The organism is Clostridium sp. AM43-3BH (genome assembly GCF_003479985.1).
Lineage (GTDB): Bacteria > Bacillota > Clostridia > Lachnospirales > Lachnospiraceae > Otoolea > Otoolea fessa.
In genome coordinates, this window is the sequence record NZ_QUIH01000008.1 from 411 (window position 1) to 24,583 (window position 24,173).

Below are 24,173 nucleotides of genomic sequence, written 5' to 3' on the forward strand. Positions count from 1 at the left end.
GGCCCGGTGGCTCAGCTGGTTAGAGCGCCGCCCTGTCACGGCGGAGGTCGTGGGTTCGAACCCCATCCGGGTCGTTTAGATACGACTATTTCAATTCTTTGAAAAATGAATATGGACTGGTGCAGTATCGTAGATGGGGTCTTAGCTCAGCTGGGAGAGCATCTGCCTTACAAGCAGAGGGTCACAGGTTCGAGCCCTGTAGGCCCCATTGTTACCAATGTTTTATGCCGATGTGGCTCAATTGGCAGAGCAGCTGATTTGTAATCAGCAGGTTATCGGTTCGAGTCCGATCATCGGCTTTTTAAAATGGATGGGTTCCCGAGTGGCCAAAGGGGGCAGACTGTAAATCTGTTGCGTCTCGCTTCGGTGGTTCGAATCCACCTCCATCCATTATTATTTTTACAATAATGGTTGTATTTTTCCAGAAATTGTATATAATAAATAATAGAGTAAGAATTAGCGCGGGGTGGAGCAGTCTGGAAGCTCGTCGGGCTCATAACCCGAAGGTCGCAGGTTCAAATCCTGCCCCCGCAATTTTTTTATGCAATGAGAAGTGCACAGATAAAAATATAGAAGTTAAAAACATGCTTGCATGTTTTTTAACAGATATATTTTTAGATGTATACGGCGAATGCCGTAAGCGAAAGACCGCAGGTCTTGAGCTGAGCCACTTCGGACTAAAAAGATGCGACAAGCAAACTTTTAATCCGCATAAAACCAAATAACCATTACGCCCAGATAGCTCAGTTGGTAGAGCAGAGGACTGAAAATCCTCGTGTCACTGGTTCGATTCCGGTTCTGGGCATATGGGGTATTAGCTCAGTCGGTAGAGCACTTGACTTTTAATCAAGTTGTCCGGGGTTCGAATCCCCGATGCCTCATGAAGATGAGAAGCCGTCACACTGGAGACAGTGTGGCGGTTTTTTTTGTAATAGGAAATTCCTTGGAATTCCCTATTACAAAAAAAGGCACTAACGTGCCAATGATGCGCACTCGCGCGAAGAAGAAATAGGAAACTTCGTTTAACATTCATGTTAAGTAAAAAAGCCATTCAGACAGGAGTCTTTCTTGAATATATAATTTCTTGTTTTCGGATATGGCAACTGTTATAATTGATTGAAAACAGAAGCAAATAGAAAACCAAAATGGAAGTAAGAATAGAACTAGGCAAATGCAGAAATTTTAAAATGGAGAAGAAAAATGGAGCCAAACAAGATGAAACAGAAACGCCGGAAATATTTATATGCAGCGGCGCTTGGCATGACGTTCCTTTTGAACTTGAGCGGATGCAGCCGCCGGTTCACGAACTATCCGGAGACAGCCGGAACGGTAGCAATCGTGGACAGTACAGAGCGGGAGACTGTCCGAGATGAAAATGGAGAAAATCCAGATCAGCCGATTGATTTAGATAACCTGGGGGAACAGCAGTCGGCGGCAGAAATGGAAGCATTAGCTGCGGCGGAGGCGGCGGAGCCGGGCGTGGAGGAGCCGTATCTGGACGGGGGAGAGCTTCGGCTTTTAGCGTGTGCGGATATCTGGCAGAACCTCTCCTGCGTTATGAAGACGAAGGAAGGCGCGGTGATCGTGGTAGACGGCGGTCGTGATGTCGATGCACCGCATTTGATTGAGGTTATTCAGGAGTTGGGCGGTCATGTGGATGCATGGCTTTTAACCCATCCGCACAGCGATCATGTGGGGGCGATCACGGAGATTTTAAACATGGATCCGATGCCGATCTCGATCGGTAAGGTGTACTATTCATTTCTGAATAAAGAATTTTTAGGTCAGGAGCAGGTTTCAAGACGGGATTCAGATTTGGAGTGTTATGATCAGATCACGGAAGCGATTGCGAAACTGCCGGAAGCAGAAAAATGCGGGACGCTTACGAAAGGGCAGAAGATTTCAGTGGCGGGCGCGGAGATCACAGTGATGAACGAGCCATTTGCCTGCACGGAAAATAGTTTTAATAACAGCTCGGTCGCGTACCGCGTGGAGATGGGCGGAAAACGGATCCTGTTTTTGGGTGATATGGGCTGGCAGGCAGGGGAAGATTTTCTTGCCAATCATACGCAGGAGGAACTGAAATCGGATGTGCTACAGATGGCGCACCATGGGCAGAGAGGCGTAGAAGAGGAGCTCTATCAGGAGATTTCACCGGAGGTCTGCTTATGGCCGACGCCGGACTGGCTCTGGGATAATGTGCAGGATGGCGTCGCGGGCGCTGGTTCGTATAAGACGCCGATTGTCCGTGGATGGATGGTAACATTAGGTGTGAAGAAAAATCTTTGTGTCAAGGATGGCGATCAGATACTGCGGTAGTTTTTTATAAAAGATTAAAATAAAATTTTAAAAAGTTGTTTTCAGGGAAATGAAATGCTTTTGGGATGCGGTGCAGCGGATAGAAATAAGACATGAACGAAAAAAGAGAGAAACAGAAGGAAGAAGAAAAAGTGAATAAAGACAGGAAAATGCGGTCGGAAACAATCATCCTACGTCCGGAAGTGCCGCTTTTAGAACGTTTATCCACCTATGCGGCGTCGGATGCCTACCCGTTCCACATGCCGGGCCACAAACGCCAGGTGAAAATGGGGATAACTTCCGTCCCGAATCCATTTTCGGTGGATATCACGGAGATTGATGGATTTGACAACCTGCATCATGCGGAAGATATTTTGAAAGAGTCGATGAATTCGGCGGCTGCAGTGTACGGAGCAGACCGGAGCTGGTATCTGGTGAATGGCAGTACGTGCGGGATTCTGGCGGCGATCGCGGCGGCGGTGAAGCCGGGGGAAAAAATCCTCATGGCTCGAAATTCCCACAAATCGGCGTATCACGCGGTGGTTTTAAACCAGCTGGAACCGGTATATTTATATCCGGAGGAGGTGCCGGAGTTTCAGATTCCGGGAGGGATCGAGCCAGAGCAGGTGGAACGAGCACTTTTGGAGCATCCGGAGATCCGGGCTGTGTTTGTGACTTCCCCGACCTATGAGGGGATCGTGTCGGATATCCAGGGGATTGCAGCGACGGCGCACCGGCATGGAGCGGCGCTGATTGTGGATGAGGCGCACGGCGCGCATCTGCCGTTTGGGGATGGGAACTATTTCCCGGATGGGGCGTTACAGGAGGGGGCGGACCTGGTGATCCAGAGTCTTCACAAGACGCTTCCATCTCTGACACAGACGGCGATTCTGCATCTGAAAAGCCAGATTCTGGATGCGAAGAAGGTGGAACAGTATTTATCGGTTTACCAGAGTTCCAGCCCGTCGTATATTCTGATTGCGTCGATGGAGAACTGCGTCCGGTATATGGCAGAAAAAGGAGCCGGGGAGATGGCGCGGTATGGTGCCCGATTGCGGGAACTCCGGGAAAAATTGGCGAAGCTAAAACATTTCCGGCTTCTGAAAGAGGAAATCTGTGGTGCGGCAGGTGTGTATGGATATGATCCGTCAAAACTGGTGCTATTTCCAGATTTTATGACGGGAACCAGACTGGCAGAGGTTTTGCGGACAGAGTACCATCTGGAGGCGGAGATGTCGAGCGGGCGGTATGTGCTTCTGATGACTTCGTTTATGGATACGGAGGAAGGATTTTCGCGTCTGGAGCGGGCACTTTTGGAGCTGGATGCGCGGGTGGAAAAGCTGGAGGCGGAAAGTGTTGGGCTGAAAGATGCAAAACAAGGCAGGCAGGAACCGTTTTCGGGAGCACAATTGAATCAGAAACCGAACCAAGAAAATGATTCAGAAAACTATCCGCAGCAGATGTGTCTCCCCTGGCAGGCATGGCATGGGGATGGCATGCTGGTGCCGCTTGAGGAGGCGGAAGGAAGGGCGGCGCGGACATGCGTTACCATTTATCCGCCGGGGGTGCCGATGCTGATGCCGGGAGAGCGGATTGGAACAAGGGAGATCGCGCGGATCCGTGAGGATTGGAAGCTGGGACTTACGGTGGAAGGAATTTGTGAAAAATCAGACAAATTGGATTTGTGGATAGAGGTTGTTATTTAGCAGGTTCGCACATTTGCCATAAGAAACAGAGAAAAATCGGATTTATATATACGATGGAATGCGTGTGAAAATACTGGCTGGAAAGGCATAATAGGAAGATGGGACATATATTTTATGTGATGGGAAAGAGCGCGTCCGGGAAGGACACGATCTATAAGATATTGAGAGAGCGGCTGCCGCAGATCCGGACGGTGGTGCCGTATACGACCAGACCGATCCGGGCAGGCGAGCGGGACGGTGTGGAGTATTATTTTGTGACCGGAAAAAGGCTTGCGGATTTGGAGAAACAGGGAAAGATCATTGAAAAGAGAACCTACCAGACTGTTTATGGACCGTGGAGTTATGCAACGGTGGACGATGGGCAGATCGATCTGGGATCGCATGATTATTTCATGATCGGGACGCTGGAATCGTATGAGGGGACGCGGAATTATTTCGGTGCGGATGTGCTGGTGCCGCTTTACATTGAGGTGGAGGACGGTGAACGCCTTCAGCGTGCGCTTGACCGGGAACGGCAGCAGACAGAGCCAAAGTATGCGGAGCTGTGCCGCCGTTTCCTGGCGGATGAGGCAGATTTCAGTGCCGAAAATATGGAAAAATGTGGGATCCGGGCGGAAAACCGGTTTGAAAACCGCGAGCTGGAAGCGTGTGTGGATACGTTGGTAAGGGAAATTCGGGCTCAGGGATTGGCACTTTTGGAACCGAAAGTGCCGTAAGAAAACGTGGTGGCAGCAGGAATTTGCCGTATTTAAATGCGAAGCCACGGCAAATTCCGTTACTGGGCACGTATGCGTGAACAGTAACAAATTCGGAATTTCATCGCACTAGGCAGAGGTTAAATCTTGTGTTATACTAAGATGATAGAGATTTACAAATAATAAAAGAAGGGCATGATAGAAGGGATCCCAACCGATCCATACAATTGAAATGATTTTAGAATTAAAATTCAGAGTCCAGCCCTGAAAGGAGCATCAAGATGGCAGGTTTTCACGATATTATTGGACATGAGAAGATAAAAGAGCACCTTCAGAAGGCGATCGGGTATCAGAGAGTTTCACATGCTTACATATTGTCGGGCGAGGAAGGAATGGGACGCAAGACGATCGCGAAGGCATTTGCCATGACGCTTTTGTGCGAGAAACATGGGACGGAGCCGTGCATGGAATGCCATTCCTGTAAGCAGTTTTTGTCGGGCAATCATCCGGATGTGATCTGGGTGACACATGAGAAACCTGTGAGCATTGGTGTCGATGATGTCCGGATTCAGATCAATGATACGGTTTCGATCCGCCCGTACAGCAGTCCATATAAGATATATCTGGTCGATGAGGCGGAGAAACTGACGGTGCAGGCGCAGAACGCTCTTTTAAAGACGATTGAGGAGCCGCCGGCCTATGCGGTGTTGGTGCTTATCACGACGAACCCGGAGGTATTTCTGCCGACGATCCTGTCCCGCTGTATCCAGTTGAAACTTCGTCCGCTCAAGGATTCGGTGGTAAGCGATTACCTGACGGGGAAAATGGGCGTTTCGGATGGTCAGGCGGATATTTATGCGGCGTTTGCGAGAGGAAATTTAGGAAAAGCGATTCATCTCGCCTCTTCGGAGGAGTTTGCACTTTTGTACCGAGAGGTGCTGACGCTGCTTAAAAATATCAAGGACATGGATATTCCGATGCTTCTGGATTATATCCGCAAGCTGCAGGAGGACAATCTGGATCTGTATGAGTGCCTGGATTTCATGCAGCTCTGGTACAGGGATATTCTGATGTTTAAGGTCACAAAGGACATGAATTCGCTGATCTTTAAGGATGAGTATTCGGCGGTCAGCAGTTGCTGCCAGAAGAGTTCCTATGAGGGGCTGGAAGAGATATTGAGTGCGATTGAAAAGGCAAAAGTCCGGCTGAATGCTAACGTCAACACCGATTTGGCGCTGGAGCTGATGCTTTTGACGATGAAGGAGAATTAAATTTATGATAAAGGTAATCGGAGTCCGGTTCCGCAAGGCCGGAAAGGTATATTACTTCGATCCGGCGCAGATGGAAATCAAGATGGGCGATCATGTGATCGTGGAGACCGCCCGCGGAATCGAGTTCGGAGAGGTGGTTCTTGGCGTCCGCGAGGTGGATGAGAAGAAGGTGATCCAGCCGCTGAAATCGGTCATTCGTATGGCGACGAAGAATGACGAGGAGCTGGAACGGAAGAATAAAGAAAAAGAGCATGAGGCATTCCAGATCTGTCAGGAAAAGATCCGCAAGCATGAATTGCAGATGAAGCTGATCGATGCAGAATACACCTTTGATAACAATAAGCTGCTGTTTTATTTTACGGCGGATGGAAGAATCGATTTCCGTGAGCTTGTCAAGGATCTGGCGGCGGTCTTTAAGACACGGATCGAGCTGCGCCAGATTGGCGTCCGGGATGAGACGAAGATTTTGGGTGGCGTCGGTATCTGTGGTCGTCCGCTCTGTTGTCATTCATATTTATCGGAGTTTATTCCGGTTTCAATTAAGATGGCAAAAGAGCAGAACCTGTCCTTAAATCCGACGAAGATTTCGGGTGTGTGCGGTCGTCTGATGTGCTGCCTGAAATACGAGGAAGAGACGTATGAGGATCTGAACAGCCATCTGCCGAGTGTCGGCGATTACGTCACAACGGATGACGGGCTGAAAGGCGAGGTTCACAGCGTCAGCGTCCTGCGCCAGCAGGTAAAGGTGGTTGTGACGGTAGGACGGGATGAGAAGGAGATCCGTGATTACCGTGTGGATCAGCTCAAGTTTAAGCCGAAGCGCCGCCGTGACAGGGGAAATGTCAACGATGCGGAGCTGAAAGCGCTGGAGGCACTGGAGAAAAAGGAAGGAAAGTCGAAGCTGGATGATAATTAAAGAGGGCGAGCGGATCGATGAACTGCAGCGGAACGGATACCGGATCATCCAGAAGACGAACGGGTTCTGTTTTGGCATGGACGCGGTGCTTTTGTCCGGGTTTGCATCGGTGAAGCCGGGCGAGAAAGCGCTTGATCTGGGAACGGGAACTGGTATTATCCCGATTCTTCTGGAGGCAAAGACGGAAGGAAGCCATTTTACAGGTCTGGAGATCCAGGCGGAGATGGCGGAGATGGCATCCCGGAGTGTGGCGCTCAACAGGCTGGAAGAGAAGGTTTCGATCGTGCAGGGCGATATCAAGGAGGTTCCGACGCTGTTTGAGAAGGCATCCTTTGATGTGGTAACGACGAACCCGCCGTACATGAACGACAGCCACGGGCTGAAAAATCCCGATCTTCCCAAGGCGATTGCCCGCCATGAGGTTCTCTGCAATCTGGAGGATGTCGTGCGCGCGGCGGCTTCGGCACTTCGTCCCGGCGGACGACTCTATATGGTGCACCGTCCGAGACGGCTCATTGAGATTCTGATGGCGATGAAAAGTCAGAAATTGGAGCCGAAGCGGATGAAATTTGTCCATCCGTTTGCAGATAAAGAGGCAAATATGGTTCTCATCGAGGCGGTGCGCGGCGGCGGCGCGCTGATGACAGTGGAAAAGCCGATCATTGTGTACAAAGAGCCGGGCGTGTATACGGATGAGATTTATGATATTTACGGGTATTAATGGAATAGGAGAACGATGGAAGGAACATTATATTTGTGTGCCACGCCGATCGGCAACCTGGATGACATCACATTCCGGGTGCTGGAGACGTTAAAGCAGGTGGATCTGATTGCGGCGGAGGACACGCGGCACAGTATTAAGCTTCTGAATCATTTTGATATTCATACACCGATGACGAGCTACCATGAGTACAATAAGGTCGAGAAGGCGCGTGTGCTGGTGGAGAAGCTGAAATCGGGCATGAATATTGCCTGCATCACGGACGCCGGGACGCCGGGTATTTCGGATCCGGGCGAGGAGCTGGTGCGCCAGTGCTGCGAGGCGGGAATTAAAGTAACCGCGCTTCCGGGAGCGGTGGCGTGTGTTACGGCGCTGATTATTTCGGGACTTCCGACGAGACGGTTCTGTTTTGAGGCATTTCTTCCGACGGACAAGAAGGAGCACCAGCGGGTGCTTGCAGAGCTTCAGAATGAGACGCGCACGATTGTGCTTTACGAGGCGCCGCACCACCTTCTGCGGACGCTCACGGAGCTTTACGAGGCGCTGGGGGATAGAAAGGCGTCTATCTGCCGGGAGCTGACGAAGAAATACGAGACGGCGTTTCGGACGACACTTTCGCAGGCGGTGGCGTATTATACGGAAAATGAGCCGAAGGGCGAGTGCGTGATCGTCATCGAGGGCAAATCCGTCCAGGAGATCGAGGCGGAGGATCAGGCGCGCTGGCAGCAGATGTCCCTGGAAGAGCATATGGAACATTATGAATCACAGGGAAATAGCCGCAAGGAAGCGATGAAGCTGGTGGCGAAGGACCGCGGGATTTCGAAGCGGGATGTGTACCAGGCGCTGCTGGAGGCGGAAGAAGCGTAGACACAAACGGAAAGCTGAAAAATGGGTAAGTGGAGTGGCGTTGGTGGAATGCCGGGGCGCTCCGGTTTGTGCAGATAAAAGAAAAATAGAATAAGATTTGAGAAAAGAACAAACTGTACTGATTAAAATATTTAAAAGTGTATATTTTAATCAGTACAGTTTTTGCTATAATTCCTACTAAGTTGATGCGGAAATGAATGTAAAAATACAGAATGTCAGTGAATTGTTTTTCGCAAGGCAGAATAGAAAGGCAGAAGAGGCGCTTGCCTGTGAATGATTCAGTGGATTCGGGTATTGATTGCAAGGATCGTAAGGACGCTTGGCTTACAAAGAAAAATCATATTCAACTACGGGAGGAATAAAAATGGCAGAGAATCGTTATGAACTGAATAAACAGCTGGCACAGATGTTAAAGGGCGGCGTTATCATGGATGTCACAACCCCGGAGCAGGCGAAGATCGCGGAGGCGGCAGGCGCGTGTGCGGTTATGGCGCTGGAGCGGATTCCGGCGGATATCCGGGCAGCGGGCGGTGTGTCCCGTATGAGTGACCCGAAGATGATTCGCGGCATTCAGGAGGCAGTTTCGATTCCGGTTATGGCGAAGTGCCGGATCGGTCATTTTGTGGAGGCGCAGATTCTGGAAGCGATCGAGATTGATTATATCGATGAGAGCGAGGTATTATCTCCGGCGGATGATGTGTACCATATTGACAAGACACAGTTCAAGGTTCCGTTTGTCTGCGGTGCGAGAGACCTGGGAGAGGCGCTGCGCCGGATCGAGGAAGGTGCTTCGATGATCCGTACCAAGGGCGAGCCGGGAACGGGCGATGTCGTACAGGCAGTCCGCCATATGCGTGCGGTGAATTCGGAGATCCGCCGGGTTCAGAACCTGCGTGAGGATGAGCTTTACGAGGCAGCAAAACAGTTAAAAGTTCCGGTTCATCTGCTCCGCTATGTACATGACAATGGACGTCTCCCGGTTGTCAATTTCGCGGCAGGCGGCGTGGCTACCCCGGCGGATGCGGCTCTGATGATGCAGCTGGGCGCAGAGGGAGTCTTTGTTGGATCTGGTATCTTCAAGTCAGGCAATCCGGAGAAACGTGCGTCGGCGATCGTGCAGGCAGTAACGAATTACAAGGATGCAAAATTACTTGCTGCGATTTCTGAGGATCTGGGCGAGGCGATGGTTGGTATCAATGAGAATGAGATTGCGATTTTGATGGCAGAGCGGGGACAGTAAGATGGAGAAAAAACAGATAGGCGTGCTGGCGGTGCAGGGCGCGTTTGCCGAACACATTGCCATGGTACGGAGACTGGGCGCAGAGGCGTTTGAGATCCGGCAGCTTCCGGATCTGGAGCGGCCGATGGACGGACTGATTTTGCCGGGCGGCGAGAGTACCGCGATGCGTAAGCTCCTGGATGAGCTGGGGCTTTATGAGCCGCTTCGGGCAAAGATTGCGGCAGGGCTTCCGGTGTATGGAACGTGCGCGGGGCTTCTGCTTCTGGCCAAGGAGATCGAGGGCGGAACGCCGTGCTTTGCGACGATGGATGTGTTGGCGGTGCGGAATGCCTACGGGCGTCAGCTCGGAAGTTTTTACACGGAGGCTGAATTTGCCGGTCTGGGGACGATTCCGATGACTTTTATCCGCGCGCCGTACATCGCTTCGCTTCAGGAAAATGTTAAGGTGCTGGCGACAGTGGACGGAAAGATAGTCGCAGCCAGACAGGGAAACCAGTTTGCGACGGCATTTCATCCGGAATTGAATGAGGATGTGACGGTGCACCGGTATTTTCTAGAGGAAGTCTGCAAAGGAAATTAAGAGTGTAATTTGGTAGAAATTAGTGTGTGGTTGATGAAAAGTGAAACCTACTGGTAAGGGGAGCGAGAACTGCAGCCATTTAAAGCGGTCAGAATGGATGATATATTTCTGAAATGTGGGAAGATGTCATTGATTCTGACCGTTTTTTTATCTCAGTCGAGAAGACTCCCACCTCTTCAGGTGGTGAGTAATAGCAAATTTGTCTCAGTGGGAGTCCATTCTCCGACTGAGATAAACGCTCCGCGAGGATGCGCAGTGATTCTGTAAAGAATATGTCAGCTTCGCTGACCAGAATCACGCGCCAAGTCTCACGGACGTTCGACTTGAATTGTTTGGAAGGTGCGGTCTGTGAAAAAACAAAAAATGTACCTTGATAGGTTTTTGCGCTGAGAAAGGAAAACGCCCGGTAAAATGGCGGACTGCATGGAATTCCTATTGACAAAGTAGGAATTCCGCATTACAATCACTGATAAACCAATTAAAACAATATGAAATAAGAAAATTATATAAAAAACGAATTTGCTGATATAGCAAATAGACACAGGAGGATGACATCGTGGCTTATCAGATAGAGACAACTTGTATTTGCGGAGATCCGGAAACTTCTAAAAACCATTCTTTTGGCGCTGTTTCAGTGCCGATTTACCAGACGGCGACTTTTGCCCACCCGGGTATTGGGGAATCAACCGGTCATAATTATACGCGTGAGAGCAACCCGACCAGAGACGAGCTGGAAAAGACTGTTTCGGCGCTGGAAGGAGCGGTTGATACCGTTGCCTGCACATCCGGTATGGCGGCGATTTCGCTGATGATGGAGCTGTTTGACAGTGGCAGCCATTTTGTATGTACCGAGGATCTGTATGGCGGTTCCGTCCGTATTTTTGAGGCACTGGAAAAGAAGCGCGGTTTTTCATTTTCCTATATAAATACAGCCGATGTGGAGGCGGTTGAGAAGGCGATCACGGATCAGACGAAGGCACTCTACATCGAGACACCGAGCAACCCGACGATGCAGGTGACCGATCTGGCGGAAATGAGCCGTCTGGCGACGAAGCACGGACTGCTTCTGATCGTGGACAATACCTTCCTGTCCCCGTATCTGCAGAATCCGATCGCGCAGGGCGCGGATCTGGTTGTCCACAGCGGCACGAAGTTTTTAGGCGGTCACAATGATACGCTGGCTGGATTTTTATGTACGCCGATCAAGGCGCTGGCAGAGCAGATCCGGTATCTGTTTAAGACGATCGGAAGCGGACTTTCTCCGTTTGATTCTTTCTTAGTCCTGCGCGGCATCAAGACTCTGTCAGTGCGTGTGGAACGGCAGCAGGAGAATGCGATGAAGATCGCGAGCTGGCTGAAAGAGCAGAAAAAAGTAACGGATGTCTACTATGTAGGACTTCCGGAACATCCTGGTTATGAGATCAACCAAAAACAGAGCCGCGGCGCTGGCAGCATGATTTCGTTCCGTACAGATACGGAGGAGACGGCGAGAAAGGTGCTGGAGCGCGTGAAGCTTATTTCCTATGCGGAGAGTCTGGGCGGCGTGGAGTCCCTGATTACCTATCCGATGCTGCAGACACACGGCGATGTACCGGTTGAGATCCGGGAACGTCTTGGAATTACGGAGACATTTTTACGTCTGTCTGTCGGTATTGAAAATGTGGATGATCTGATTGCGGATCTGGAGCAGGCGTTAGCGTAAAAAGAGGGTAACTGTTCAGTAGGTCTGCGCATTTACTGCGCTGACCGTACGAAAACATGGGCCAGCAGGCAAAAATCCCATTGCCGTAGGCAATTTTTAATGGATTTTTGCGCGTGACTGTGAAGGTACTGAACAGTTACAAAAGAGGATAGATATGTTTGGTATCGGTTTTGCATGGGCAGTGGGATATGGGCATGGATGACAGGATGCCAGAGTGAAAACCGTTCATTGACAGGAACGATGGATTGGGAGGAAAATGCATGAAATACGATTTTGACAAAGTGGTGGACCGGCATGGTACCAACTGTTTAAAATATGATTTTGCCATCGAGCGAGGAAAACCAGCGGATATTTTACCGCTTTGGGTGGCTGATATGGATTTTCAGACGGCTCCGGCGATTTTAGAGCGGCTGGAAGAGACAGTAAAACATGGTATTTTCGGCTACAGTGATGGAAAAGAGGGCTATTTTGCGGCAGTCCAGAACTGGTACCGGGAGCGCTTTGGCTGGGAGACGAAACCGGAGTGGCTGGTGAAGACACCGGGCGTTGTATTCGCGCTGGCGGCGGCTGTCCGGGCGTATACAAAGGAAGGTGACGGCGTACTGCTTCAGCAGCCGGTGTACTATCCGTTTTCGGAAGTAATTACGGACAATGGGCGTAAGATTGTCAACAGCCCGCTGAAAATCACGGATGGCTATTACACGATGGATTTTGACGACCTGGAAACGAAGATCGTCGAAAATAAGGTAAAATTGTTCCTGCTTTGCAGTCCGCACAACCCGGTCGGACGTGTCTGGAGCGAGGAAGAACTGCGCCGGGTTGGCGAGATTTGCCTGCGTCACGGTGTGCTCGTGGTCAGCGATGAGATCCATAGTGATTTTACCCGCGAGGGACATCCGCACACAGTATTTGCGAAGCTGGGTGCAGAGTTTGAGCAGAACTGCCTGATCTGCACGGCACCATCCAAGACGTTCAATCTGGCGGGACTGCAGATTTCCAATATCTTTGTGCCAAACCCAGAGCTTCGGAAGAAACTCTTAAAGGAGATCGCGGCGGCAGGCTACAGCCAGGTCGGTCTGATGGGACTGGTAGCATGCCAGGCGGCGTATGAAGAGGGAGCGGAGTGGCTTGCACAGCTAAAAGCGTATCTGGAGGAGAACCGGAAGTTTGTGAAGGCGTATCTGGAAGAGCATCTGCCGGAAATCCGTCTGATCGAGCCGGAGGGAACCTACCTTCTGTGGCTGGATTTTAAGGCGATTCATTTGAATGAAAAAGAGCTGGAACATCTGATCGTGGACAAGGCACATCTGTGGCTGGACAGCGGCGCGATGTTCGGACCGGACGGCGAGGGCTTCGAGCGGATCAATATCGCATGCCCGCGGGTGACGGTGGAGAAAGCGCTGAAGCAGCTGGAAGCGGCGATCCGCGGATAAAATTGATTGGGTCACGAATCAGAACCCGTATAAATAAAACCTGCCGCAGGCAGACTGTATCCCCCATATAAACAGTCTGTCTGCGGCAGGTTTTTTGACTTCATAGGAACATTATTTTATGAGAACCGGAACACCGCAGTTCCATACGCCGGAAGCGGGTACGCGAAGGAGTATGGCTGTCCGTCACATTCGCTCTTGATGGAGCGGTAATGGCTGATCTTATCGCCGCGCTTGTAGTAGCCGTGTTCCTGGTCAAGCAGCAGCGTGTAGGTGCCGCGTTTCGGAACACCGACGCGGTAATCGTCGCGGTCTACCGGGGTGAAGTTGCAGATGAAGAGAAGATTCTTTTTCTGTGTTTCATCGCGGCGGATAAAGCTGAAAATACTGCGGTCTCCGTCGTTGGCGTTGATCCACTGGAAGCCGTCATACTCCTCGTCCAGGCGGTAGAGCGCCGGATATTTGTGGTAGAGCGTCAAAAGCCCTTTCACATAATTCTGGAGGTCGGCATGGAACGGCTCTTTCGTAAGGTACCAGTCGAGGGAGACTTTTTCATCCCATTCATGGAACTGACCGAAATCCTGTCCCATGAAGAGAAGTTTCTTGCCCGGATGTCCGAGCATGAAAGTGTAGCCGACTTTCAGGTTGGCAAATTTATCCTCGTATTCGCCCGGCATTTTGTTGATCATCGAGCATTTGAGGTGGACGACCTCGTCGTGCGAGAGCACCAGAATGAAGTTTTCGCTGGTGCAGTAGGTGATGCCGAAGGTCATTTTGTTGTGGTTAAATTTACGGAAATACGGGTCGAGCTTCATGTATTCGAGGAAGTCATGCATCCAGCCCATATTCCATTTGAAGGTAAATCCAAGACCGTCCTCCTCCGGGCTCTTGGTAACGTTCGGCCAGGCGGTGGATTCCTCGGCAATGATGATGGCGCCGTCCTTCCGGCCGCGGATCACGCTGTTTAAATGTTTGAAAAACTCGATGGCTTCGAGGTTTTTGTTGTCGCCATATTTATTTGGTACCCACTGTCCGTCCTGGCGCCCATAGTCTAAGTAAAGCATGGAAGCGACGGCGTCCACGCGCAGACCATCGATGTGGTATTCATCGAGCCAGTAGAGCGCGTTGGCGATCAGAAAATTGGATACCTCGTTTTTGGCATAATCGAAGACCTTGGTACCCCAGTCCGGGTGCTCGCCTTTGCGCGGGTCGGCATACTCATAGAGCGCCTGTCCGTCGAAATCGGCAAGTCCATGTGCATCCTTCGGAAAATGCGCCGGAACCCAGTCTAGGATGACACCGATGCCTTTTTTATGTAAGTAATTGACGAAATACATAAATTCCGTCGGGGTTCCGTAGCGGGAGGTCGGGGCAAAATAGCCGGTTACCTGATATCCCCAGGAGCCGTCATACGGATGTTCGGCGATTCCCATGAGCTCTACATGGGTGTAGCCCATTTCCAGGACATAGTCAGCCAGCTCATGCGCGGCTTCCATGTAAGTGTAATAACCGTCCTTTTCCGGGCGGTTTTTCTTTTTCCAGGATCCTAAGTGAACCTCGTAGATAGAGATTGGCGCCTTGACCGGATCGGTGCCCGCGCGCGATTCCATCCATTTGGAATCGTTCCATTTGAAGCCGCGGATATCGGCGGTCACGGAAGCGGTTCCAGGACGGTATTCTGCCGAAAATGCATATGGATCTGCCTTAAATAAAATCGTTCCTGTGTGCGTGGTGATGGCGAATTTGTAGAGCTGTCCCACGCCAAGTCCCGGTACGAAGAGCTCGTAAATGCCGCTGTCTGCGACCGGCTTCATCGGGGTTGCATCCGGATTCCAGGCGTTGAAGTCGCCGACCAGGCTGACGGCGGCTGCGTGCGGCGCCCAGACCGCGAAATAGTAGCCGTCCTGTCCGCGATATGTATAAGGGTGTGCGCCCAGCTTGTGGTAGAGCTGGTAGTGGCGGCCTTCTCCGAAGAGATACCGGTCAAGCTCGCCGATCACGCCGAGTCCCTCTGTCTTTTGTTTTTTCGATGTGGTTCGTTTAGTAGTGGAAGCTGCTTTTTTCATAAGGTTACCCCTCCGTGATTCCGAGAATAACAGCGCTGTTACCCTCTAATTCTATCTGAATTTTGTTTGTATTCTTATCGATCAAAAACGATTTTCCGGTAATCAGATCCGTAGCTTGTTCCGCTGTCGTGTGGAATGGAAGCGGAACTTGTAAATAAGCGGCGTTGTCATCGTTGTTGGCAGCGGTAAGGATCGCCTGGTGGTCACCGTGTCTGGCAAATGCGTACTGCCGGTTTGTCAGCAGAAGTTCCTGATAACGCCCACCGTGAAGCGCCGGTTCGGCGGCGTGGATGGCGGCGAGTTTCTGGATCAGAAGTGTAAGCGGTGTCACGGTGTCTGCGCTGGTATCTGTGTTTGAGTCTGTGGTGCTTGAAGTGGTTTGGCAGCAGGTGTTTGCGCCTGCGTGTATGTTTGTGCCTGTGGCGCTCGAAAAGCTCTGGCAGTTGCCATCTGTGCGGATGCCTGTGTTTTGTCCGTCGCTGGTCTGCATTTCTTCTGCAAGCGGTCTCGGCGGCAGGATTTTCGGACGGAGTTCCGTATCAGAGTTGTGTCCGCGGCGTCCCTGAATGCCCCATTCACTTCCATAATAGATGGATGGAATTCCCGGAAGAGTGAACAGCAGCGTGTAAAGCGGCGCAAGATGTGCCGGATTTAACAGTTTGCTTGCGATCCGGTCTTCGTCGTGGTTGTCCACAAAGGTGTAGAGATCCCGCCCCACCGCTTCGAGGCGGCGGACATTGTGTGCCAGTTCGAAATAATTGTGGTCGTTGTGCGCGGAATAGATACTTTTGTGCATCTCGTAGTTGGTGACGGAATGAAGCATCTGCGGATTGACCCAGCGGGCGTATTCGCCGTGGATGACTTCGCCCATCAGCCAGAATTCCGGCTTGATTTCATTTGCCAGCCGGCGCAGTTCCTGCATAAATTCAAAGGAAAGATCGCCCGCGCAGTCGAGGCGGATACCGTCGATGTCAAATTCCTGCACCCAGAAACGGACAGTGTCAAGCAGATAGTTCCGCACTTCCGGGTTTTTGTGGTTTAAGCAGGGAAGCTCCCAGATGCCGTGCCAGGATTCGTAGCCGAAGGAATCGCCGAGCGGGCTGCCCCAGCCGAAATTGACGTTCCTGTACCATCCGGCGTAAGGGGACTGGTCACGGTGCGCCTGCAGGTCGCGGAAGGCGAAAAATTCGCGACCGGTGTGGTTGAACACGCCGTCCACGACGACGCGGATGCCATGCTCATGGCAGCAGTCCACGAAAGATCGGAACGAGACGTTGGTCCCCAGCCGCCGGTCGATGAGCCGGAAATCGCGGGTATCATAGCCGTGCGTGGATGATTCAAACAGCGGTCCGATGTAAAGCGCGGAAATATGCAGGCTCTCTAAATAGGGAATCCACTGCATCAGTTCGTCCATGCGGGAATCGGCGGAAACGTCCCTGTTTGTGCCATCCGCTGCCCCATCGGAGACGGGGTAGGGATTGGCAAACGGTGCTCCGGTCATTCCCAGAGGATACATATGGTAAAAGATAGCTTTGTCGTACCAGGCTGTCATGAGAAAGGCCCTCCTTGTGTCGGTTAAATGGTATTTTCCTGTTGTTTAATATGTCGTAAAAGGAACTGATACCGGAGATGTGCGGCTTTCAGTTCGTAGATATAGCAGTCAATCAGAGTCGGATCGACGACCTCTTCAAAATGGTTGAAAACGGTGTTGATCGTGCTCATGGTCTGTCGCAGTTCTGTCAGCAGCTCTGGGTCAGGGTGGGCGGAAAAAATGTCCGTGCTGGTGATACCGGAGCAGTGGGTGCGGTTGTGCTTCATGGTTTGATGCTCTCTTTCTGAATCCTATAAATTGGTACAACGATCAGTATATTCAGAAAATGGAAAGATATGCATCCTGGTTCAGGCGTCCATGGAAAGCACGGATTCCAGCAGATGTCCGAGCTGCATCAGTTTCCGGGTGCTGTCTTCGATTGAGAGATAATAATAATTACAGGTTCCCTCCCGGTGGACATCGATCAGCCCGGCTGTCTTTAAGATCTTCAAATGGTGGGAAACTGCCGGGCGCGACAGGCTGGTCTGTTCGGTGATCTCCCGGACGTTTAAGCCATGCGGACGGGACTGGGCGGGCAGGCTGATTGGACGGTCATTGTTCTTATCAGGCTGATTTTTGTTCACATCGTTGTTTTTTTTGCGCCCCGTGAGGGCTTCGTCCGTCAGCGCTTCGATGATCGTCAGCCGTATTTCATCGCCCAGCGCGATAAAAAGAGGCATACAGGTATGAAAATGCTGTTTGAGTTCTATTCCTTTTTTCATCGCGGCTCCTCCTTCTATAATGGTTTAAAAATTTAAACTAATAGTATTTTACCATTTTTTGTTTCGTCAGTCAATGGAAAGGAAAATGCTGGAATGGGTATTTATAGATAAAAAATAAAGAGATATTTTGGCAATTATTTTCAAATAACGAAATTGTCTAGCTAAAATAATGGGTTCAGATGCACAAAGTTTTTGAGATGTTTTTGGCGCATATTTCGGGTGTTTTGGGATTGACTTTTGATCAAAAACTGTTCATAATGGAGGAACATTCATGGATGGGTTCTTCCATCTGTCACGGGAATCCGGATTTCCCGTTGATCTATTATTAAGATTCTAAAAGTTAAGTTCAGAGAAATGTTCGATAATTTTTCAGGAATGTTTGAAGTGCATACAGGAAATGAATGGAAAAAGGTGGCGGTAAAAGCTGGCGCAGGACTGGCAGCTATCGTTTGCGGCAGGAGTTTTGAAAAGAGGACATACTGTGCAGAAATTGTTCGTTTCATGTATGCGAAAGAGAAGGAGGGGATGGATTGACCTTTTTGCTGCTGTTGTTTACTGGCGGCTGTGCGTTTTGGGATTTGAAAAAACGCCGTATTCCCAATGGGATGCTTCTGCTTGGCGGCCTGTTGTTTCTTTTGATTCGGTTTGGTCTGGGGATGAAGATGGGATATACGGCCGGATGGGACGGGCGGCTGCCGGGATATGGGGCGGCGCTTATGATGGGGATTGGCGAGACTTGTGGATATTTGATTCGTAGCGGGAGTTTACTGATTGTCCTGTTCCCTCTGTATCTGTTTCGCATGATAGGTGCGGGGGACATCAAAATGGCAGCCGTCCTGTTTGGTGCCGCCGGGCTGCGGCAGGGCGGGCGGATTTTCCTGTGCGGGCTGGCAGCTGCCGGAATATGGTCACTTGTATTACTTATCCGGCGTGGGATTGCCAGGCAGCGGCTTACATATCTTGTGTTTTATTTGTACCGGTCCGCGCTTGGGGGAAGCGTCGAGCCGTACTATCTGGAAGCGCGGGATGGAAAAGAGGCATCTTTTTGTCTGGCACCGTGCCTGTTTTTGGGAGTGATTGGGGCGGAGCTGATTCGGTATCTGTAAGGAAAATGGCTTGTGATTAGGGAGGTGGCGGTGCGATGAAGCATATTCTGGCGGTGTATGATGTGGATCCGGTCTATGCGGCGCGGTTTGCAGAGGTAGTTAACCAGAAGGAAAAAATACCGTTTGAGGTGGTGGCGTTCAGCTCGATCGAGCGGCTGCGGGCATTTGCGGCGGAACACCCGGTAAAGCTTCTGTTGTTGGGCGAGCATGTTCCGGCGGAAGAAAAGGAGTCCATCCGGGCGGAAAAGGTTATTCTTTTATCGGATAATGGGGGAAAAACGGTCAGTCCGTCAGTTCCCTGTGTTTACAAATACCAGTCCAGCGATGCGATTGTGCGCGACGTGCTGACCTGGTATGGGGAAAGCCCGGGGGAGCTGCCGGAGGTGTCCGGGCGGGGGCTGGCGAAGGTCTTGGGGGTGTATTCGCCGGTTGGACGGTGTTTAAAGACCTCGTTTGCCCTGACAATGGGAAAACTTTTGGCACAGGAGGAGCGGGTGCTGTATCTGAACCTGGAGGAATTTTCCGGTCTGTCGGTTTTGATGAAAGAAGAATATAAGAGTGATTTGTCGGATCTGCTGTATTTTTACAACGGTGGAAGCTATAATTCGCTTCGTTTGAGCAGCGTTGTCCACACGATGGGGGAGCTGGACTATATTCCGCCGGTGCGCTATCCGGAGGATCTGGATCAGGCGGGAGAGGAGGCAATCGCGGGGCTTATACGGGCAATTGCCGGGGAGAGTGCGTATGATACGCTGGTAGTGGATATAGGAAGCGGGCGCAGGACGGCGCTTTCGGTAATGAAGCTGTGCCGGGTAATCTATATGCCGATCCGGGAAGATCTGGTGTCTTTGGCAAAGCTTAAGGAGCTGGAGCAGTATTTTTCACAGACAGGAAATGGCATGCTAAGGGAACGTATTAAACGCCTGAAGCTTCCGTATCACGGCAGTTTTGGACGGGGCGATTATATTGACCAGCTTTTATGGGGAGAACTGGGTGATTATGTACGGCAGCTGCTGCGGGGAAGCAGTGTGGGCGGATAATGTTCATTGTGGGTTAAATTAGAAGGGGCAAAGTCTTTTGACAGGGATAAATGGAGCGGGATTTTGCCAGTCATTCTAAAGAGTAAACGGTTGTGAGAGAAACAACTGGCAGGGGGAAGTATGCAGGAGCAGAAAATGGTTTTGAGGCAGCGTCTGATGGAGCAGATGGAGAGCCGTATGCAGGTGGAGGATGAGGAGCTGCGCGACCTGATCGACATGGCGATTCTGGAAGCGGCAGAAGGGGCGTATCTGCCGTTAAAAGAGCGGCTTTGTTTGAGAAAAGAGCTGTTTGATTCATTCAGACGGCTGGATATTTTGCAGGAGCTGGTCGATGATCCGACGATCACGGAGATCATGGTAAATGGCGCGGAGCACATTTTTGTCGAGCGGCAGGGGCGTGTGGAAGAATTAGAAAAGCACTTTGATTCGGTAGGGCAGCTAGAGGATCTGATTCAGCAGATTGTAAGCCGTGTCAACCGGACGGTCAATCTGGCGTCTCCGATTGCGGATGCGAGACTGGAAGATGGTTCGCGTGTTCACGTGGTGCTGGCACCGGTGGCGTTAAATGGTCCGATTTTAACGATCCGGAAGTTCCCGGAACCGATCACGATGGAACGTCTGATTGAGTTAAAAAGTATCAGCCGGGAGGCAGCGGCATTTTTGCAGAAAGCGGTCGAGCAGGGGCTCAATATCTTCATCAGCGGCGGAACCGGATCGGGAAAAACGACGATCTTAAACGCCATGTCCGGCTATATTCCACAGGAGGAACGCATCATCACGATCGAGGATTCGGCAGAGCTTCAAATCCGCCATGTAAAGAATCTTGTCAGCCTGGAAACAAGGGTGGATAACCGGGATGGTTCGCAGGAGATTTCCATGCGCGATCTGATCCGGGCGAGTCTCCGAATGCGTCCGGACCGCATCATCGTTGGGGAGGTCCGGGGCGGCGAGGCGCTGGAAATGCTGCAGGCGATGAATACGGGGCACGATGGCTCGCTCTCAACCGGACATGCAAACAGCGCAAAAGACATGCTCTCAAGACTGGAGACAATGGTTCTGATGGCGGCAGAGCTGCCGCTTGCGGCGGTCCGGAGCCAGATCGGTTCAGCGCTCGATCTGATGGTCCATGTCGGGCGGATGCGGGACCGGAGCCGGAAGGTACTGGAGATCACGGAGGTGATAGGCTATGAAAATGGGGAAATCCGCCTTTCTCCCATCTATCAGTTTCAGGAAAGCGGGGAGGCTGATTCCGGACAGGTGGAAGGAGCACTTATCCAGGTTGGCAGATTTGAAGGGCGGCGCAGATTCGCGGGAGGAAGTGCTTTCTGATTACCGGGTTTACCACCTGACGGGGCAGGAGTGGATACGTTACCTTCTGGAGGGAACAGCGGTGTGCGCCGTGACGGCGTATGTATTCTACCGTTCATTTCTGGCGTTCGTTCTGATGCTTCCGGCGGGGATGCTGCGGCCGTTTTTTAAGAGGCGGGAGCTCTGCCGCCGGAGAAAAGAGGAACTGCGGCTCCAGTTTAAGGAAGCGATTCAGATTGTGGCTTCGGCGCTGGCTGCAGGCTATTCGGTGGAAAATGCGTTTATCGCGAGCGTGCGCGATCTGGAAGAACAATACGGAAAAGAGGGGATGATTACCCGTGAGTTTTCATACCTGGCAAGTCAGCTTAAAATGAACCGGACCGTGGAGGTGCTGCTTTCTTCCTTTGCAAAGAGGAGTGGTCTGGATGAGGTGGAAAATTTCTCTGTTATTTTTACTGTATCCAAACGGAGCCGGGGTGAGCTGGCAAGCGTGGTTCACCATGTCGTTCACGTGATTTCGGATCGCATACAGGTGCGGGAGGAAATTCTCACGATGACGGCAGAAAAGCAGTTTGAACAGAGAATTATGAACCTGATGCCGTACCTGATTGTGCTCTACGTGGATTTGTCATCGCCGGGGTTTTTCTCACAGATGTATGAGACAGCGGTGGGGCGGGTGGTGATGACCGGGTGTCTGGTGGTCTATCTGCTGGCATGGAGGGTATCGGGGAAAATTCTTCAGATTGAGGTGTGAAACATAATGGGGAAAATGGGGAAAAAGCAGGTTTTATGCATTCTTTTGGGGATAATTCTGGCAGTTGTGGGATATCTGGTGGAAAAAAGGGATGGGGCGCTGGAAGAGGGGAACCGGCTGAACCGCTATGCATACGGAGAAGGGGAACGGCAGCAGGAAGTGTGGGTGCGCGGACTGTGGGAGAAGGAGATTCCGGTGGAGATTGCGCTCGGAGAGCGGGAATATGCGGAAGAGGATGCAAAAAAAGCATTGCTGGAGGCGGGAGGTAAACTGGCGGATTTAATTCGGGGAAACAATCCGTCCCTGCAGGAGGTAAGGGAAGATCTACATCTCGTTGGCTGGCTGGAAGAAGAGGGCATCCGGGTCCGCTGGACACCGGAGGATGCGGAATGGATTCAGACAGATGGGACAGTTTTAAATGAAGAATGCCCGGAGAAGGGGATTCAGACAGAACTGACCGCATCCCTGCAGGCGGGGGCATTCAGCCGGGAGTACCGGTTTCCGGTCATGCTATATCCGCCGCTTCGGACGAAGCAGCAGGAAAAAGAGGCAGGTTTTAAGCAGCTGTTAAAGCAGATGGATGAGGCGCAGAGAACGGAAGGTCAGCTGGTTTTGCCAAAGATGTATGAGGGGAAGAATTTATCTTACCGGGTGCGCGGAGACAGGGAATATCTGCTGTTTCCGGTGCTGGGGATTGCGGCGGCAATTCTGCTTCCTCTTTATGAAAAACAGAAGGAGAGTGAGGAGAAAAAGAAGAAAAAGCGGGAACTGATGGAAGACTACCCGGAGATTGTGTCAAAGCTGACCGTATTTTCCGGGGCGGGGCTTCCGGTCCGCCGGGCATGGGAACGGATTGTGCTGGAATACGAGGCGGCATGCCGGGCGGGAACACAGACGGAGCGGGCGGCATACCGGGAAATGGCAGCGGCATATCACCGGATGCAGCGCGGTGTCCCGGAACTGCAGGCATATGCGGAATTTGGTGCGGGCTGCCGTCTGAGACCGTACCGGAAGCTTTCCGGGCTTTTGGAGCAGAATGTCAGAAATGGGGCAGAAGGACTTCGAAAGGCGCTGGAGACAGAGATGGAGTCGGCGTTTGAAGAAGAGAAAGCACTGGCAAGACGCCGGGGGGAAGAGGCGTCCACAAAGCTGATGCTTCCATTGTTTCTGATGTTGATGATTATTATGGTGATGGTTTCAGTCCCGGCGTTTCTGGCGTTTGGGATCTGAAAAATGGGGAGAAAGGAGAAAAAGTATATGGATAAAGCGTATCTGGTAAGAGAAGTAAAATCGTTTCTGATGGACGAGGATGGCGTGGGGGTCATTGAATTAGTGCTGATTCTGGTGGGAATATTTACCCCATAATTCACGCTATATATTATGTAGATACAGTGGAAATAGTGGAAATAGAGAAACAGTATAAACAGGAGTGTGTATGAAGTACAGTGATGATTGCAAGGTGTATAGAATCAGATATTATAATGTATGGTTCTATTTATTTGCGAAAACAGAGATGGATGAGTATAAGATTAATATATTAGGCGAGCGTATAGGTATGGGAGATTCGATGATGATGAAGGATATTCATTGCTGGTGCACCAGACAAAATATAAGGTATAGAACAAAGTTCAAGTATCGAAAAGATTATCCAATATTAGCCAACATCTGGAATCTGTACTCGTATTGTCGCTTTAGGTGTGATCTTAAAAGGTAAGTCTGGACAACCTTGTGGATAAATCATAAGGAGAAAAAGATTTAAGGGGATAACTGGTATTTATATATTTAGAAGCAGATGAGCCAATCATGTTTTATTTACTAGAACATGGTTGGCTTTTTGGCGTTAAAAAGTTCAAAGAAAAGGGGAGTGTGGTAATTGAAGAAAATGGATGAAAAAAAGCTAAAAGAAGATTCGGGCTTTCCTTATGGATGGAATAAGGGAGATACCTGTGTGATGATCACAAACAAAACAAAAAAAAGTACCTGCGAATATACGGTAGAGAGTTATGACGGGAGGTATTTTGGAGTACGAAGTCATACTGGACTTTATCATCGAGTTTCACCGTGGAGAATGTTTCGTACAAGGGAGGAGGCGGTTGAAACATTATTAGAATCAAAAGAACAAGGATATGGAGGAATGACATTAGGGTAGAAGAAATTGAG

Annotated in this window: 22 protein-coding genes and 7 tRNA genes; 25 read left to right on the plus strand and 4 right to left on the minus strand. The window is 50.8% G+C overall.

Translation table 11 applies throughout. The annotated features are described in order from the left end of the window. From DW931_RS12550 to DW931_RS12635, 18 genes are all read left to right on the plus strand, one after another. A tRNA-Asp gene (locus DW931_RS12550) sits at positions 1-74 on the plus strand. Between the two features lie 61 nt (positions 75-135). Next, positions 136-208, plus strand: a tRNA-Val gene (locus DW931_RS12555). Between the two features lie 18 nt (positions 209-226). Beyond that, positions 227-299: transfer RNA gene (locus DW931_RS12560), tRNA-Thr, on the plus strand. A 9-nt stretch (positions 300-308) separates the two neighbouring features. Further along, positions 309-390 (plus strand) — tRNA-Tyr (locus DW931_RS12565). Between the two features lie 70 nt (positions 391-460). Next, positions 461-534 (plus strand) — tRNA-Met (locus DW931_RS12570). Positions 535-732: 198 nt separating this feature from the next. Continuing rightward, positions 733-805 (plus strand) — tRNA-Phe (locus tag DW931_RS12575). Positions 806-808: 3 nt separating this feature from the next. Further along, positions 809-881: transfer RNA gene (locus DW931_RS12580), tRNA-Lys, on the plus strand. A gap of 334 nt (positions 882-1,215) precedes the next feature. Further along, positions 1,216-2,319 (plus strand): MBL fold metallo-hydrolase, encoded by a 1,104-nt coding sequence (locus tag DW931_RS12585; RefSeq protein ID WP_147353631.1) that lies wholly within the window; start codon positions 1,216-1,218, stop codon positions 2,317-2,319. 92 nt (positions 2,320-2,411) lie between these two features. Then, a complete protein-coding gene (locus DW931_RS12590; RefSeq protein ID WP_243036950.1) occupies positions 2,412-4,004 on the plus strand; it encodes an aminotransferase class I/II-fold pyridoxal phosphate-dependent enzyme in 1,593 nt (530 codons plus the stop codon). Between the two features lie 98 nt (positions 4,005-4,102). Continuing rightward, positions 4,103-4,720 (plus strand): guanylate kinase, encoded by a 618-nt coding sequence (locus DW931_RS12595; protein ID WP_117796591.1) that lies wholly within the window; start codon positions 4,103-4,105, stop codon positions 4,718-4,720. A 260-nt stretch (positions 4,721-4,980) separates the two neighbouring features. Beyond that, positions 4,981-5,970 carry a DNA polymerase III subunit delta' gene (gene holB / locus DW931_RS12600; RefSeq protein WP_118482599.1) on the plus strand — a complete coding sequence of 330 codons (990 nt, stop codon included), beginning with the start codon at positions 4,981-4,983 and terminating at the stop codon, positions 5,968-5,970. Positions 5,971-5,974: 4 nt separating this feature from the next. Further along, positions 5,975-6,886: a stage 0 sporulation family protein gene (locus DW931_RS12605; RefSeq protein ID WP_022360400.1), complete on the plus strand. Its 912-nt coding sequence runs from the start codon at positions 5,975-5,977 to the stop codon at positions 6,884-6,886. After that, a complete protein-coding gene (locus DW931_RS12610) occupies positions 6,876-7,607 on the plus strand; it encodes a tRNA1(Val) (adenine(37)-N6)-methyltransferase (RefSeq protein WP_107001771.1) in 732 nt (243 codons plus the stop codon). Before DW931_RS12605 ends, DW931_RS12610 begins: the two co-directional genes overlap by 11 nt. A gap of 15 nt (positions 7,608-7,622) precedes the next feature. Further along, a complete protein-coding gene (gene rsmI / locus DW931_RS12615) occupies positions 7,623-8,474 on the plus strand; it encodes a 16S rRNA (cytidine(1402)-2'-O)-methyltransferase (RefSeq protein WP_118472982.1) in 852 nt (283 codons plus the stop codon). A gap of 364 nt (positions 8,475-8,838) precedes the next feature. Further along, the gene (pdxS, locus tag DW931_RS12620; RefSeq protein ID WP_118482598.1) at positions 8,839-9,714 is read left to right on the plus strand and encodes a pyridoxal 5'-phosphate synthase lyase subunit PdxS; all 876 of its coding nucleotides are present in this window, start codon (positions 8,839-8,841) and stop codon (positions 9,712-9,714) included. Position 9,715: 1 nt separating this feature from the next. Next, positions 9,716-10,294, plus strand: coding sequence for a pyridoxal 5'-phosphate synthase glutaminase subunit PdxT (pdxT, locus tag DW931_RS12625; protein WP_118482597.1), 579 nt, complete (start codon positions 9,716-9,718; stop codon positions 10,292-10,294). 556 nt (positions 10,295-10,850) lie between these two features. Next, entirely contained in the window at positions 10,851-11,996 is a 1,146-nt protein-coding gene (locus DW931_RS12630; protein WP_022360405.1) for a PLP-dependent aspartate aminotransferase family protein, read from the plus strand. 260 nt (positions 11,997-12,256) lie between these two features. Then, the gene (locus tag DW931_RS12635) at positions 12,257-13,429 is read left to right on the plus strand and encodes a MalY/PatB family protein (protein ID WP_118482080.1); all 1,173 of its coding nucleotides are present in this window, start codon (positions 12,257-12,259) and stop codon (positions 13,427-13,429) included. Between the two features lie 116 nt (positions 13,430-13,545). Here DW931_RS12635 and glgB read toward each other — a convergent pair whose 3' ends face one another. From glgB to DW931_RS12655, 4 genes are all read right to left on the minus strand, one after another. Further along, positions 13,546-15,492, minus strand: a complete 1,947-nt coding sequence (glgB, locus tag DW931_RS12640) for a 1,4-alpha-glucan branching protein GlgB (protein WP_118482081.1) — start codon at positions 15,490-15,492, stop codon at positions 13,546-13,548. A gap of 4 nt (positions 15,493-15,496) precedes the next feature. Then, positions 15,497-17,044 (minus strand): alpha-amylase family glycosyl hydrolase, encoded by a 1,548-nt coding sequence (locus tag DW931_RS12645; protein ID WP_243015267.1) that lies wholly within the window; start codon positions 17,042-17,044, stop codon positions 15,497-15,499. Between the two features lie 23 nt (positions 17,045-17,067). Then, positions 17,068-17,310, minus strand: coding sequence for a YaaL family protein (locus DW931_RS12650; protein WP_118482082.1), 243 nt, complete (start codon positions 17,308-17,310; stop codon positions 17,068-17,070). Between the two features lie 81 nt (positions 17,311-17,391). Next, positions 17,392-17,805, minus strand: coding sequence for a metalloregulator ArsR/SmtB family transcription factor (locus DW931_RS12655; RefSeq protein ID WP_243015268.1), 414 nt, complete (start codon positions 17,803-17,805; stop codon positions 17,392-17,394). Between the two features lie 375 nt (positions 17,806-18,180). Here DW931_RS12655 and DW931_RS15980 point away from each other — a divergent pair, with 375 nt between their 5' ends. The 7 genes from DW931_RS15980 (at position 18,181) to DW931_RS12695 (ending at position 24,162) form a co-directional block, all read left to right on the plus strand. Beyond that, positions 18,181-18,339 carry a hypothetical protein gene (locus tag DW931_RS15980; RefSeq protein ID WP_207664452.1) on the plus strand — a complete coding sequence of 53 codons (159 nt, stop codon included), beginning with the start codon at positions 18,181-18,183 and terminating at the stop codon, positions 18,337-18,339. Next, on the plus strand, positions 18,336-18,911 hold the full coding sequence (locus DW931_RS12665; protein ID WP_182427989.1) for a prepilin peptidase: 576 nt from the start codon (positions 18,336-18,338) through the stop codon (positions 18,909-18,911). Before DW931_RS15980 ends, DW931_RS12665 begins: the two co-directional genes overlap by 4 nt. A gap of 35 nt (positions 18,912-18,946) precedes the next feature. Further along, positions 18,947-19,951: a hypothetical protein gene (locus DW931_RS12670; protein WP_118626992.1), complete on the plus strand. Its 1,005-nt coding sequence runs from the start codon at positions 18,947-18,949 to the stop codon at positions 19,949-19,951. Between the two features lie 120 nt (positions 19,952-20,071). After that, on the plus strand, positions 20,072-21,280 hold the full coding sequence (locus DW931_RS12675; protein WP_347559450.1) for a CpaF family protein: 1,209 nt from the start codon (positions 20,072-20,074) through the stop codon (positions 21,278-21,280). After that, complete coding sequence (locus tag DW931_RS12680; protein ID WP_243015269.1) at positions 21,231-22,013, plus strand: type II secretion system F family protein; 783 nt, start codon at positions 21,231-21,233, stop codon at positions 22,011-22,013. Before DW931_RS12675 ends, DW931_RS12680 begins: the two co-directional genes overlap by 50 nt. A 45-nt stretch (positions 22,014-22,058) precedes the next feature. Continuing rightward, positions 22,059-23,243: a hypothetical protein gene (locus DW931_RS12685; protein WP_243015270.1), complete on the plus strand. Its 1,185-nt coding sequence runs from the start codon at positions 22,059-22,061 to the stop codon at positions 23,241-23,243. A gap of 652 nt (positions 23,244-23,895) precedes the next feature. After that, entirely contained in the window at positions 23,896-24,162 is a 267-nt protein-coding gene (locus tag DW931_RS12695; protein WP_008400414.1) for a hypothetical protein, read from the plus strand. Positions 24,163-24,173 lie beyond the last annotated feature (11 nt).

What these genes read in the sequence shown, in the direction of transcription:
- rsmI (WP_118472982.1), top strand. Translation starts at nt 7,623, where the DNA reads ATGGAAGGAACATTATATTTGTGTGCCACGCCGATCGGCAACCTGGAT.
- DW931_RS12675 (WP_347559450.1), top strand. Translation starts at nt 20,072, where the DNA reads ATGCAGGAGCAGAAAATGGTTTTGAGGCAGCGTCTGATGGAGCAGATG.
- DW931_RS12595 (WP_117796591.1), top strand. Translation starts at nt 4,103, where the DNA reads ATGGGACATATATTTTATGTGATGGGAAAGAGCGCGTCCGGGAAGGAC.
- DW931_RS12610 (WP_107001771.1), top strand. Translation starts at nt 6,876, where the DNA reads ATGATAATTAAAGAGGGCGAGCGGATCGATGAACTGCAGCGGAACGGA.
- DW931_RS15980 (WP_207664452.1), top strand. Translation starts at nt 18,181, where the DNA reads ATGTTTGAAGTGCATACAGGAAATGAATGGAAAAAGGTGGCGGTAAAA.
- DW931_RS12605 (WP_022360400.1), top strand. Translation starts at nt 5,975, where the DNA reads ATGATAAAGGTAATCGGAGTCCGGTTCCGCAAGGCCGGAAAGGTATAT.
- DW931_RS12590 (WP_243036950.1), top strand. Translation starts at nt 2,412, where the DNA reads ATGAACGAAAAAAGAGAGAAACAGAAGGAAGAAGAAAAAGTGAATAAA.
- holB (WP_118482599.1), top strand. Translation starts at nt 4,981, where the DNA reads ATGGCAGGTTTTCACGATATTATTGGACATGAGAAGATAAAAGAGCAC.
- pdxS (WP_118482598.1), top strand. Translation starts at nt 8,839, where the DNA reads ATGGCAGAGAATCGTTATGAACTGAATAAACAGCTGGCACAGATGTTA.
- DW931_RS12650 (WP_118482082.1), bottom strand. Translation starts at nt 17,310, where the DNA reads ATGAAGCACAACCGCACCCACTGCTCCGGTATCACCAGCACGGACATT.
- DW931_RS12645 (WP_243015267.1), bottom strand. Translation starts at nt 17,044, where the DNA reads ATGACAGCCTGGTACGACAAAGCTATCTTTTACCATATGTATCCTCTG.
- DW931_RS12670 (WP_118626992.1), top strand. Translation starts at nt 18,947, where the DNA reads ATGAAGCATATTCTGGCGGTGTATGATGTGGATCCGGTCTATGCGGCG.
- DW931_RS12585 (WP_147353631.1), top strand. Translation starts at nt 1,216, where the DNA reads ATGAAACAGAAACGCCGGAAATATTTATATGCAGCGGCGCTTGGCATG.
- DW931_RS12695 (WP_008400414.1), top strand. Translation starts at nt 23,896, where the DNA reads ATGGATGAAAAAAAGCTAAAAGAAGATTCGGGCTTTCCTTATGGATGG.
- pdxT (WP_118482597.1), top strand. Translation starts at nt 9,716, where the DNA reads ATGGAGAAAAAACAGATAGGCGTGCTGGCGGTGCAGGGCGCGTTTGCC.
- glgB (WP_118482081.1), bottom strand. Translation starts at nt 15,492, where the DNA reads ATGAAAAAAGCAGCTTCCACTACTAAACGAACCACATCGAAAAAACAA.
- DW931_RS12655 (WP_243015268.1), bottom strand. Translation starts at nt 17,805, where the DNA reads ATGAAAAAAGGAATAGAACTCAAACAGCATTTTCATACCTGTATGCCT.
- DW931_RS12635 (WP_118482080.1), top strand. Translation starts at nt 12,257, where the DNA reads ATGAAATACGATTTTGACAAAGTGGTGGACCGGCATGGTACCAACTGT.